At 36.7% G+C, this 11,920-nt stretch carries 11 protein-coding genes; 6 read left to right on the top strand and 5 right to left on the bottom strand.

The annotated features are described in order from the left end of the window. Positions 1–45 precede the first annotated feature (45 nt). The 4 genes from hemE to hemA form a co-directional block, all read right to left on the bottom strand. Positions 46–1,077, bottom strand: a complete 1,032-nt coding sequence (gene hemE / locus AC07UM_RS11710) for a uroporphyrinogen decarboxylase (RefSeq protein ID WP_103235412.1) — start codon at positions 1,075–1,077, stop codon at positions 46–48. A gap of 46 nt (positions 1,078–1,123) precedes the next feature. Next, positions 1,124–1,807, bottom strand: a complete 684-nt coding sequence (locus AC07UM_RS11705; RefSeq protein ID WP_494683338.1) for a uroporphyrinogen-III synthase — start codon at positions 1,805–1,807, stop codon at positions 1,124–1,126. A gap of 69 nt (positions 1,808–1,876) precedes the next feature. Beyond that, a complete protein-coding gene (gene hemC, locus AC07UM_RS11700) occupies positions 1,877–2,785 on the bottom strand; it encodes a hydroxymethylbilane synthase (RefSeq protein ID WP_494683339.1) in 909 nt (302 codons plus the stop codon). Continuing rightward, on the bottom strand, positions 2,772–4,046 hold the full coding sequence (hemA, locus tag AC07UM_RS11695; protein WP_109737820.1) for a glutamyl-tRNA reductase: 1,275 nt from the start codon (positions 4,044–4,046) through the stop codon (positions 2,772–2,774). Before hemA ends, hemC begins: the two co-directional genes overlap by 14 nt. 559 nt (positions 4,047–4,605) lie before the next feature. On the opposite strand from hemA, the gene AC07UM_RS11690 reads away from it, so the two are divergent. The 6 genes from AC07UM_RS11690 (at position 4,606) to AC07UM_RS11665 (ending at position 10,960) form a co-directional block, all read left to right on the top strand. Further along, positions 4,606–5,631 (top strand): rod shape-determining protein, encoded by a 1,026-nt coding sequence (locus tag AC07UM_RS11690; RefSeq protein ID WP_103231746.1) that lies wholly within the window; start codon positions 4,606–4,608, stop codon positions 5,629–5,631. A gap of 28 nt (positions 5,632–5,659) precedes the next feature. Next, complete coding sequence (mreC, locus tag AC07UM_RS11685; protein WP_494683340.1) at positions 5,660–6,514, top strand: rod shape-determining protein MreC; 855 nt, start codon at positions 5,660–5,662, stop codon at positions 6,512–6,514. Next, positions 6,507–7,013, top strand: a complete 507-nt coding sequence (locus AC07UM_RS11680) for a rod shape-determining protein MreD (protein WP_105683113.1) — start codon at positions 6,507–6,509, stop codon at positions 7,011–7,013. The genes mreC and AC07UM_RS11680 overlap by 8 nt, the downstream gene beginning before the upstream one ends. Further along, positions 7,010–9,049 (top strand): peptidoglycan D,D-transpeptidase FtsI family protein, encoded by a 2,040-nt coding sequence (locus AC07UM_RS11675; protein WP_494683341.1) that lies wholly within the window; start codon positions 7,010–7,012, stop codon positions 9,047–9,049. The genes AC07UM_RS11680 and AC07UM_RS11675 overlap by 4 nt, the downstream gene beginning before the upstream one ends. Continuing rightward, on the top strand, positions 9,046–10,275 hold the full coding sequence (gene rodA / locus AC07UM_RS11670; RefSeq protein ID WP_494683342.1) for a rod shape-determining protein RodA: 1,230 nt from the start codon (positions 9,046–9,048) through the stop codon (positions 10,273–10,275). The genes AC07UM_RS11675 and rodA overlap by 4 nt, the downstream gene beginning before the upstream one ends. 109 nt (positions 10,276–10,384) lie before the next feature. Next, a complete protein-coding gene (locus AC07UM_RS11665) occupies positions 10,385–10,960 on the top strand; it encodes a pentapeptide repeat-containing protein (RefSeq protein WP_494683343.1) in 576 nt (191 codons plus the stop codon). A gap of 172 nt (positions 10,961–11,132) precedes the next feature. Here the strand turns inward: AC07UM_RS11665 and AC07UM_RS11660 are convergent, their stop codons facing one another. Next, positions 11,133–11,843 (bottom strand): C40 family peptidase, encoded by a 711-nt coding sequence (locus AC07UM_RS11660; RefSeq protein ID WP_494683344.1) that lies wholly within the window; start codon positions 11,841–11,843, stop codon positions 11,133–11,135. Between the last annotated feature and the right edge of the window lie 77 nt (positions 11,844–11,920).

The following is an 11,920-nucleotide window of genomic DNA, read 5'->3' as shown; positions in this document are numbered from 1 at the left end:
TCTCAATTATTTTTGAAAGGGATTTTATTTTGTATGAAATAAACCTTAAATATTCGGTTTCCAGTCAACGACTGCTCTGATGAATGCTTCTGCATTTTCAACAGGAATATTAGGTAAAATTCCGTGTCCTAAATTGGCAATGTATCTGTCTTTTCCAAAACGGTTGATCATTTCAGTTACCATCTTCTTGATCGTCTCAGGAGTAGAATGAAGCCTTGCAGGATCAAAATTCCCCTGAAGGGTCATCGTATGGTTCGTTAATGTTCTTGCAAGCTCAGGCTTAATGGTCCAGTCAACACCTAAAGCAGACACTTTAGACATGGTCATTTCTTCAAGGGCAAACCAGCATCCTTTTCCAAATACAACAACATGGGTAAGCGGACTTAATGCTTCAACAATCTGATTGATGTACTGCCATGAGAATTCCTGATAGTCAGTCGGAGAAAGCATTCCCCCCCAAGAATCGAAAACCTGTACTGCAGAAACTCCTTTCTCTACTTTTCTCTTTAAATAAGCAATCGTAGTATCTGTAATTTTTTGTAATAATAAATGAGCAGCTTCAGGCTGTTGGAAACAGAAAGATTTTGCAATATCAAAAGCTTTACTTCCTTTTCCTTCTACACAATAACACAGGATAGTCCATGGAGAACCCGCGAAACCAATCAATGGAATGTCATTGTCCAGCTTCTGAAGAGTCAGTTCAATAGCGTCAAAAACGTAGCCTAAAGTATCATTCACATCCGGAGTTTCAATATTCTGAACCTGCTCCATTGTTCTGATTGGAGTGTCTAACCATGGTCCAACAGATTCCTTCATTTTGAAATCTATTCCCATTGCCTGAGGAACTACCAGAATATCTGAAAACAGGATCGCAGCATCCAACGGAAACCTACGGATCGGTTGTAAGGTAATTTCAGCCGCAAGTTCAGGGGTCTGACATCTTGTAAAGAAATCATATTGATCTCTTAAAGCAATGAATTCCGGCAGATATCTTCCAGCCTGCCTCATCATCCAGACAGGAGGTCTTTCAACGGTTTCTCCGCGAAGTGCTTTTAAATATAGGTCGTTTTTTATCATAATCTATTTAAACTAATATTACCGGCTATGTTCGGCAACTGATATTCTAAATTTTATTCCTGATCTCTCTTCTTATCAGCTCAAAGATCGAAGTCAGTGTATTTTCTTCAGAAGTGAAAATTTCTTTCTGTGTGTAATTTCTCAACTCACCAGAAGTCGTTTCACCAATTGAAAAAAGCGTCATCCCTTCCAGAGAATTTCGCCTTGCAAAACTACGAACTCCGCTCGGACTAAAAAATACTGCAGCATGATATTTTTCAGTTATTAAAGGATTGATTTCTTCGGTGTTATAAATCGTAACTTTTTTGTATTTAATGTTTTGTAAAGGAAGCTCCTTGTCCAGAACATTAATGGCAAGATTCCCACAGAAGTGGAGAAACTGTTCGTGCTGGCATTTTCCGATAATGAATTTCGAAAGAGTTTCAGCATTTTTCAGAACCTTAAATGTTCCAAACCCATGTTTCCTCAATTCCCTTTTCGTTTTTTCACCCACACAATAGATCTTATTGTAATTTTTTGCAGTGAAATTTTCATTGGGCTTAAACTTGTTTTTAAAAAACGAAATCACTCCATTGACACTGGTGAAAATCAGAGAATAGCTTTTCAGATCAAAAGGACTGATCATAATAGGCTTGGTCTTAATTACCTCAATACAGTCAACCGTGTTATCCTCTCCTAATTCTTTGGATATAATAGTCTGGTCTATATTTTTGGTAAATAAGATTTTCATGTCTGTAGGTAAAATTAAGAAGATGAAAAAATACGGTTATAAAGAATGTAAAATCTATAATAGAGATTTCTAGAGTTGGCTTTTGATTTCTGCCATTAATTCTTTTCCACCATTTTCTAGAACTACTTTTGCATACTTTTCTCCAAAATTTTCTGTTGGAGTATAAACAAAGTTTTCGTCTACGGCAATACTATTTTTACCATCTAAAGAGCAAAGTGCTGCTTTGAAACGGATCTGATCACCGATAATTTCTGCAAAAGCTCCAATAGGTGCAGTACATCCGCCTTCTAAAGTACTTAAGAAATTTCTTTCAATCTCTACACAGATCTGAGTCTGTTTATGATTGATCTGATGTACAATTTCGTTGATCTCAGGTTTGTCCGTGTGTCCAGCCACAGAGATTACTCCTTGTGAAGGCGCAGGAATCATTAATGGAAGCATCTCATAATCGATTTCCATTTTCATTCTTTTGATGCCGGCCAAAGATAAAATGGTTGCATCAAAATTCCCGTCTTCCAATTTTTGAAGTCGTGTCTGAATATTTCCACGGATGTCAGAGAAGTCAGTGTTTGGATAATTTCTCAGCCAAAATGCTCTTCTTCTCAAACTGCTGGTTGCCAGTTTGAGCTCATGGAACTCCTTGTTCCTGGCAGATTCTTTTCTGATCAGGATGTCTTGGGGATAATCTCTTTCCAGATAGGCGATCATCTCGATATTCTGAGGCAATAGAGTAGGAACATCTTTTAAAGAATGAACGGCAATATCAATTTCATCATTCAATAAGGCAATATCAAGGTCTCTTGTGAAAACCCCTGTAATTCCTAAAGAATATAAAGGTTGATTAAGGTTCTTATCGCCAGAAGAAACGATAGGAACAATTTCCGTTAAATAATTGTTGTTCTGAAGGTGCCTCGCAACCTCTCTAGCCTGCCAAAGTGCAAGTGCGGAATTTCTCGTTCCGATTCTAATGCTTTTCATTGAATTCGTTGTTTGGTTGTTCAACTAATATTTCGTGCATTAATTTACTAATTTCTTCGGCTTTTAAAGGATTGTCAATGATATATTTTGCAAAACGGTTGGTGATTTTCTGGATCATTTTGTCAGAAAGTTCCATGTCCGTGATGTTTATATATTTGTTCTTTCTATAAAAATTATGCATTTCATTGCGTTCCATGTTCTTTAAAACGGCTTTGAAATGATGAATATTTGGTGCTAATTTTCTCTTTTTTTCCCACTCAATGAAGTCTTTCATCAGTTCCTTGATAATTTTCTCCGCTTTCGGGATTTCTCTTTCTCGTTGCTGAATGGTTTCCTGGATCTGTTTTGAAAGCTCATCTACATCAATCAATGTTACATTCTCATTTTCGGTAACGTTCTTTTCAACATTGTGAGGAATGGAAAGGTCAATGATCAGTGTTTCTTTCCCATTGGGGAAGTGAGACTGGTTCACAATAGGATGTTTGGCTCCTGTTGCTACAATAAGAATATCGGTATTTTTTAATTCCTGGTCAAAATCAGAATAATCAACGTGAGGAATATTATATTTCTGGGAAATTTTTTCAGCTTTCTCCTGAGTTCTGTTGGCGATTTTAATTTTGGGCTGGTAAACATGCTTTACCAGATTTTCAACCGTATTTTGTCCGATTTCTCCTACTCCTAAAAGAAGGATGTTCTTTTCGGCGATTCTCTTTTGGCTATTTAAAATATAATGAACTGCAGCATAAGAAACAGAAGCAGCTCCATTGGAAATACCGGTTTCGTTTTTTATTCTTTTCGAAATCTGAATTGCTGCATTGATTGCTCTTTCCAGATAAGGGTTAGAATTCTGCCTTTCTTTTTTGAAACGGCTGTATGCTTTTTTGATTTGTCCGATAATTTCAAAATCTCCGATAATCTGGCTTTCAAGACCTGCCGCTACTCTGAAAAGATGAATCAGCGCTTCTTCCTTGGTAAGGATATTGGCAAATTGAAGAAAATCAGTAAGATGTACTCCAATGGTTTTGCAGTACTCTTCAGCAACTAAAAGGTAATTGGGAGAAGTGGTATAAATTTCGGTCCTGTTACAAGTGGAAACCACAAATGCATCCCCTAAATCTTCCTGGTGAACCCTGGAAACAAAGTTTTTGATGTTTTCATCAAAGAATGCAAACTTTCCTCTCGTTTCTACGTCGGCTTTCTCGTAGCTTATAGAAAGCACGGCAAAATTTGACGTTTGATGGATGTTGGAATACTGTAACATAAGCAGTCGCAAATTTACGCTTTTTTTAATTAATCATTCTCTGATAGTGTATATGATAATTATCGTAAAAAACTATAGGAAGTAGACGGTTTTGTAGGAAGCTAAAAAAAATAGTGAAGGTTGATGTGACGGTAGAAAGTAAGGGTAAAAATGCAAAAAGGTGAAAAAACGGATTTTCTTTAAATACTGTTAGTGAAGTTTTAAAAAGGAATTACTATTTTAATGTCGCTTTAAAGATTTGATCTTGAATTAGTTAATCAGGGTTTTTCTTACATTGGCCGGAAATTGCTGTCCTATACCCAAAAACAATTTTCAAATTCGCGTATTAACTTTCTCGGGCATATTGTTTTCTTTACCGTTTTTCTCATTTGCAATTTTGCTTTTCCGCCCTTTCAACGTCCCATTAATTTTAGTTTAACTCAAAGTCTGTAAACATCTAAATTGAAAGTTAATAAAGAATTGTAAATTTTAATAAAACTTTAACCAAATTAAGTTGGTGGGAAATTTCTTTAGTAGTCTTAAATTTATATCTTTGTAAACTTAAAATCAGAAGAAAAATATGAGTTTATTTGATATGTTTACGCAAGAAATTGCGATAGACCTCGGAACGGCTAATACCCTTATCATCCATAATAATAAAATTGTTATAGATCAACCGTCAATTGTTGCAATTGAACGTTCTACGGGTAAACCCATTGCTGTAGGGGAACAAGCTAAGCATATGCAAGGTAAAACTCATGAGGACATCAAAACAATCCGACCTTTGAAGGATGGGGTTATTGCAGATTTTCATGCTTCTGAACACATGATCAAGGAGTTTATCAAAAAAATTCCTGGGATCAAAGGTAGATTCATACAGCCAGCATTACGAATTGTAATCTGTATTCCTTCTGGTATCACTGAAGTTGAAAAAAGAGCGGTAAGAGATTCTGCTCAGAAAGTAAACGCAAAAGAAGTAAGATTGATCTACGAACCAATGGCAGCCGCAATTGGGGTAGGAATAGACGTACAGAAGCCTGAAGGAAATATGATCATCGATATAGGTGGAGGGACTACGGAAATCGCTGTAGTAGCTTTAGGAGGTATCGTATGTGATAAATCTGTAAAAATTGCAGGAGACGTATTTACCAATGATATTGCTTATTATCTAAGAACTCACCATAACCTTTATATCGGAGAAAGAACTGCTGAAAGAATTAAAATTGAAGTAGGTTCTGCAGTAGAAGATCTTGATGTAGACATCGAGGATATCCCGGTACAAGGTAGAGACCTTATTACAGGTAAACCTAAAGAAATTATGGTTGGATATAAAGAGATTGCCCGTGCATTGGACAAATCGATCATCAGAATCGAAGATGCAGTAATGGAAACACTTTCTCTTACCCCACCGGAACTGGCAGCTGATATTTACAAAACAGGTATTTATCTTGCTGGAGGAGGTGCGTTACTAAGAGGTCTTGCGGACAGAATTCACAAAAAAACAGGTCTTCCTGTATTTGTTGCTGAAGATCCGTTGAGAGCTGTAGTTCGCGGAACAGGTATTGCCCTTAAGAATATGGATAAGTTCAATTTCTTAATTAAATAATTTTAACTTTTTACGACTTTATATCTGAATGGGATTTTTGCTGAGATTATTTTCGAAGAACACTCTTTTCGTCTTCTTTATATTCCTGCAAATTATTGCTTTGGTTTTGATATTCTCCAGAAATGCAATGCAGAGATCTTGGGTAGCGGGTCAAACAGCTGCGTTCAACTCATGGGTTTCCGGATATATTGATGAAGGAGTTTCTTATCTGAAGCTAAAACAAATCAACGAAGATCTTGTCGTTCAGAATAAAGCCCTTATGACTGAACTCTATGGAAAAGACGGAACGAAAAATCCTGTTTTCAAAAGAGTTCATGATACCATTGGTGGAGGGCAGATCTATACTTTTGTTGATGGAGAAATTGTTTTCAACAGTATCAACAGAAGAAATAACTATTTTACAATCAATCGTGGGAGAAGAGACGGAGTTTTTCCTCAAATGGGGGTAATGGCACCAAAAGGTATTGCGGGGATTGTAATCAATTCTACAGATAGTTATGCATTAGTTCAATCCGTTTTAAGTGTAAACAAAATCAGAATTAATGCAGCACTTAAAAGCTCAGGATATTTTGGTACCTTAACATGGAATGGAGATAATTCAAGGGTCATGCACCTGGCGGATATTCCGAAATATGTTGCATTAAAAGTAGGAGATACCGTTGTTACTGATGGTAAATCGGCTATTTTCCCTAAAGGTGTTACCATAGGAACCATTGCAGGGTATTCTGTAGACAATAAAACCGGCTTCTGGGATATATCCGTTGAGCTGAGTGAAAAAATGGGAGCGTTGAATAAAGTGTATGTAGTGAAGAATCTTAAGAAAGCAGAAGTGCAGAAGATTCAGGACACTATGCAGGCTGTAATAAAAAAAGAAAATGATTAGCAGGACTTTATTTACTGATATATTGATCATGATTTTTCTTGTGGCATTACAGATATTTGTATTGAACAGGATTACGCTTTTCGGGAAATATACTCCGGTATTATATCCTGTCTTTGTCATGTTCTATCCCTTTTTTAGAAATAAATTTCAGTTCCTGGCATTGAGCTTTTTAATAGGCTTGTCTATTGACGGTTTCCTTAATACGTGGGGGATCAATGCATTTGCGACAACGTTGATTGCTTATTTCAGAACGTTGATCTTCAGGACTTCCACAGATACGTCTACGGACTTTTTCTCTTTTCAGTCCCTTCAATGGGCGCAGTTTTTGCTGTTTTTATTTTCAAGTATTTTCCTTCATCAGCTTTTATTACAGTATATCGAGTTCTTTAAGTTTAGCAGGTTTTTTGAAATATTATTTAATGTCTTGGTGACAAGTGTAATTTCGTTTATCTTTATAGTCATCTACGCATTAATATTTAAAATCAAACAAAAAGTTTGAACACACGTTATTTTAAAATCTTTTCCATCCTTGTTACGATCGCCCTTATTTTTGTGGCGAGGCTTGCGTATTTGCAGTTGTTTACAGACCGTTACGCACTGAATGCTGCCAATACTTCCATTAAGACTGAATATGTTATCCCTCAGCGCGGAGTTATTTTTGACAGAAACGGTAAAATCATGGTGGGAAACCAGCCTGCTTATGAGATATCTTTTACGCAGGGATTAATGAGGCCAGATTTTGATACACTGGGATTCTGTAGTCTGATGAAAATCAATAAAGCAGATTTTATCCAAAGAATCAATATTATTAAAAAAGAAAAATATTATTCAAAGCTGACTCCGATGACTTTTCTAAAAGATCTCAGCAGAGAAGATATTGCAAGAGTTCAGGAAATTATTTTTAAATATCCCGCTTTTACTATTGTACAGCGACCTCAGCGTCAATATGAAGTTTCTACTTCTGGAAATCTTTTGGGATATACCAGCGAAGTAAATGAAGCCGAAATTAAAAAAGATTCTGTGTATTATCTTCCGGGTGATTTTATCGGTAAGAAAGGGATTGAAAAATCCTATGAAAAAGAACTTCGCGGAGTAAAAGGAGTAAAATATATCCAAAAGGATATCAGACTCCGAAACGTTGGTTCTTACAAAAATGGGACTTTAGATAAAGATGTTATTACCGGAAAAGATATTACTTTAACAATTGATTACGACCTTCAAAGGACGGCAGAAGAAATGCTTGTTAATAAGCATGGAGCCATTGTTGCCATCGACCCGAATAACGGTGATATTTTAACTTTGGCAACAGGTCCTGATGTGGATCCGAATTTATTTACGGGACCTTATAAATCCAAAAATATTAACATTTTAAATAAAGATACGCTTTACGAAAATAAGCCCATGTTTGACAGGTCTGTTCAGGCAGCGTATCCTCCAGGTTCTACATTCAAACTGCTGACTGCTCTTGCTGCGATGCAAATGGGAGTAATGACCGAAAATACAGTTTTCCCTTGTGGCGGTGGATTTAATTATCGTGGATTAAGAATTAAAGGACACGGAGGAGCAGATCCCTTAATTCCATCCATTCAGATTTCCAGCAACTGTTTCTTCTCTTATGCTTATTTAGCAATTATCAATAAATATCCTGGCAATCCTTCCAAAGGGGTTGATGAATGGAAAAAAATCATGAACAGTTTCGGAGTCGGAGAATTTTTAAATAATGATCTGGCTTCAGGTGCAAAAGGAAGAATTCCAAGCGGTGAGTTTTATGAAAGAAGAATGAAATCTATTCTTAAGGCAAGCGGTTCAACAAAAGATTATAAAAACTGGGATCCTTTAGCAACAGGAGCCGTTTTCAACGGAATGGGGCAGGGAGATATTATGATCACGCCTCTTCAGCTGGCTAATTATGTTGCTGCAATCGCAAATAAAGGCTGGTATTATACCCCTCACATTGTAAAAGGTATTGATGGAAAACCAAATCCTGACCCGAGATTTAAAGTAAAACATAAGACCCTTGTTGATCCTAAGCATTTCGAACCGGTTTTAAAAGGAATGGAAGCGGTAGTTTTGAGAGGTACAGCGCGCGGATTAAAATCAAATGACTTTACCCAGCTGGCTAAAACAGGTACAGCACAGGTTCCGCAAGGAAAAGATAACTCAATTTTTGTATTAATTGCTCCTGCTGATAAACCCAAAATTGTGGTGGTTGCAGTAATGGAACATGCCGGATTTGGAGCTACCTGGGCAGGTCCTGCTTCTACAGTAATTGCAGAAAAATATATCACAGGAGATCTGAAACGTGAAAATCTTTACAAAAAGATGATCACTTCCAGTTTCATGCCCGAATATAAGAGACAATGGGTGATTGACCTTAAACGTAAAGGTTTATATGTTGACCCTAAACCTGATTCGATTAAACAAAAAAGAATAAAGGATAGCCTGGAGTTTGTGAAACAACAAAAAGCCAAACTGCAGAAAAGAATAGACGAAGAAACTAAAAACAATAAATCCGCTAAACCTGTAAAGCAATGAAATGGACAGAAGGAATAGATAAACTGGGCCTTGGGCTGTATTTCCTGCTTTGTATTTTTGCGATTGCAAATATCTACAGTGTTGACCAGAAACTGGGGGAGAAACAATTGGTCTTCTTTTGTATCTCCTTATTTGTGGGGCTTATTATATTCGTTGGAAGAAGTAAGTTCTTCGAGAATATGTCCGGGATTATTTATATTGGTGGTGTTCTTCTACTGGTAGGGCTTTTTCCGTTTGGTAAGGAGATTTTAGGACAAAAGAACTGGTATAAGTTTGGTAGTTTTACCATGCAGCCTGTTGAGTTCGCAAAAATCGGAACAGCACTTATGGTGGCCAATTATGTTTCCGGACCGGATTTTAATCTTAAAAATAAGAAGTCTCTATGGACTACTTTAGCGATTATTGGTGTTCCGGCAGTAGTTGTTCTGGCTATTCCGGATGTAGGTTCCATGCTAGTATTTATTGCATTTTTCATCGCTTTATATAGAGAAGGGCTTAGTGGTCTTTTATTCGGTGTAGGATTTGTTTTTGCCGGAGTTTTCCTGGTATCATTAGCGATTCCTCCCATCTATGTTGCAGCAGCTGTTCTGCTGATTGCCGGTGTTCTTATTGCCATGAATTATCATAGAATGTCATGGGATGTCATTTCAATTTCAGGAATTGCCGGATCTATTATTTTATTATGCGGACTGGCTTTCGGTTCTCCTTATGTTTTAGAAAAACTTCCTAAGCACCAGAGAGAAAGAATTGAGGTTCTTTATAAAGGTGAGAAAGCATTCAGAGATACTTCGGGATACAACTTATTATATTCCAAAACAGCTATTGGTTCCGGTGGGATCTGGGGCAAAGGATACCGTGAGGGATCTGTTACCCAGGGGAAATTCGTTCCGGAGCAGGAAACCGATTATATTTTTTGTACGGTAGGAGAAGAATGGGGCTTTTTAGGAAGTGCCACCCTTATCCTGTGTTATATGGTCTATATCGGAAGAATATACTATCTCGCGGAGAAACAAAAATCTACTTTTAACCGCGTATTCGGATATTGCTTTGCATCCATTCTGCTGATGCACTTTTCGATCAATTTGGGGATGGTTATGGGGCTTTTCCCTACGGTTGGGATTCCTCTTCCGTATTTCAGTTACGGAGGAAGTTCTTTGCTGGCTTTTTCTATCATGACCTTTATTTTCTTTAAGCTTAATTATTCGGATAAGAACAGCCTGGTATAACTGTCTTTGAAGAGAAAATATAAAATCGCAAAAGGACGAACGTTTTTACTGTCGTTTAAAAATCGGTCGGATGACGGAGTGTATTGTCATTTTATAAATCATAAAAAATATGAAAGAAGCTTATATCCTGGATCAGGATTTTGAAAATACAGATGTTTCTCAGTTAGAAAAAGGGGAGTACGAAAACTGCACATTCAGAAACTGTAATTTTGAATATGCAGACCTTTCCGGCTGCAGCTTTACAGACTGTGAATTTATCGAGTGCAACCTCAGCATGACAAAGCTTATCAAGACTGCTTTTCACAATGTGATCTTTAAAGAATGCAAAATGTTTGGGCTTCAGTTTAATGATTGTAATCCATTCGGATTATCTTTTAGATTTGATGCAAGTGCTTTGAATAATTCTGTTTTCTATCAAACATCCGTTAAGAAAACGATTTTCAAAAACTCTAAATTAATTGAGGTAGACTTTGCTGAATGTGATTTATCCAATGCAGCCTTCAGTAACTGTGACCTGTCGGGCGCTGTTTTTGACAATACAAATCTCGAAAAGGCAGATTTCAGAACCTCGGTCAACTATTCAATAGATCCGGCTTTAAATAGGCTTAAAAAGACCAAATTCTCCCTTTCCGAAATATATGGACTGTTATATAAGCTGGATATTGAAATTGATAAGAACAGCTGATCTCCATAGTCATGTACTGGCTGTTATAAAAGATATAATATTGATTCAATAGGAGTGGACTAAAGTCCGTTTTTCTTTAGATATCTATTCCATTGGCTTTATCCAACTAAAGCACATAAAAAAACCATCAGGAATCTGATGGCTTCATTATTTAAATCAATTATTTATAAAATTAAAAATTTGCGGGTGTAGCAGGAGTTGCAGATGCTAAGTTGTTGTAAGATTCTCCTTCTTCATTGATTACTCTTTTCGCGAATCTGAACTTAGGTCCCCAATAAGAATCATTCAGTGAAGAAATCATGACTCCTTTTGATGTTGCTGCGTGGATAAACTTGATCTCACCTTCTTCAGTAACACTTTCTACAATACCTACGTGAGAAATTCTTCTTCCATGAGAAAAGAAGATTAAGTCTCCTTTCTGTAGTTCTCCTTTTTCTATTCTTTCCCCTTCCTGAGCTTGAGATGCTGCTACTCTTGGTAAGCTAAGACCTGCTGCTGCTCCGAATACAGAAAGAACGAAAGCTGAACAATCTATACCGTTTCTTGTAGTCCCTCCGTATCTGTAAGGAGTTCCAAGGTATGTTTCAGCCTCTGTAAGGATACCATCAATGGTTTTATTATGTTTGATTACTTTCGCAATCTCAGAATTCTTAATTGCTTTTTTAGCATTTGCTATAGATGCAGCCTTTTCAGCAAGGAAAGAGTCAATAAGTCTCTGCTTATCCTGCTCCATTTTTTTGTTATCTATAGAAGCTAGTTTGGCATCTGTTTTGTATTCTTTTGCGTAAGTTGCTGGTTTTGAAACCACATAATTTGTAGCACACGATTGCATTGAAACTGTAGTAACTAAAGCAACTAAATAAAACAAAACTCTTTTCTTCATATATATTTGATTATCCGTGTTAAAAAGGAAAATTTATTTTCAAAAGCAATACAAAAGTAGAGATTCCAAATAAAAGA

This window comes from Chryseobacterium sp. GW821-FHT04C04, assembly GCF_059420365.1.
The sequence above is the reverse complement of the archived record's forward strand: the minus strand, read 5'-3'. Positions and strand labels throughout refer to the sequence as shown.

Excerpts from the sequence above, each read along its gene's own strand:
- hemE (WP_103235412.1), bottom strand. The coding sequence starts at position 1,077 with ATGATAAAAAACGACCTATATTTAAAAGCACTTCGCGGAGAAACCGTT.
- AC07UM_RS11705 (WP_494683338.1), bottom strand. The coding sequence starts at position 1,807 with ATGAAAATCTTATTTACCAAAAATATAGACCAGACTATTATATCCAAA.
- hemC (WP_494683339.1), bottom strand. The coding sequence starts at position 2,785 with ATGAAAAGCATTAGAATCGGAACGAGAAATTCCGCACTTGCACTTTGG.
- hemA (WP_109737820.1), bottom strand. The coding sequence starts at position 4,046 with ATGTTACAGTATTCCAACATCCATCAAACGTCAAATTTTGCCGTGCTT.
- AC07UM_RS11690 (WP_103231746.1), top strand. The coding sequence starts at position 4,606 with ATGAGTTTATTTGATATGTTTACGCAAGAAATTGCGATAGACCTCGGA.
- mreC (WP_494683340.1), top strand. The coding sequence starts at position 5,660 with ATGGGATTTTTGCTGAGATTATTTTCGAAGAACACTCTTTTCGTCTTC.
- AC07UM_RS11680 (WP_105683113.1), top strand. The coding sequence starts at position 6,507 with ATGATTAGCAGGACTTTATTTACTGATATATTGATCATGATTTTTCTT.
- rodA (WP_494683342.1), top strand. The coding sequence starts at position 9,046 with ATGAAATGGACAGAAGGAATAGATAAACTGGGCCTTGGGCTGTATTTC.
- AC07UM_RS11665 (WP_494683343.1), top strand. The coding sequence starts at position 10,385 with ATGAAAGAAGCTTATATCCTGGATCAGGATTTTGAAAATACAGATGTT.
- AC07UM_RS11660 (WP_494683344.1), bottom strand. The coding sequence starts at position 11,843 with ATGAAGAAAAGAGTTTTGTTTTATTTAGTTGCTTTAGTTACTACAGTT.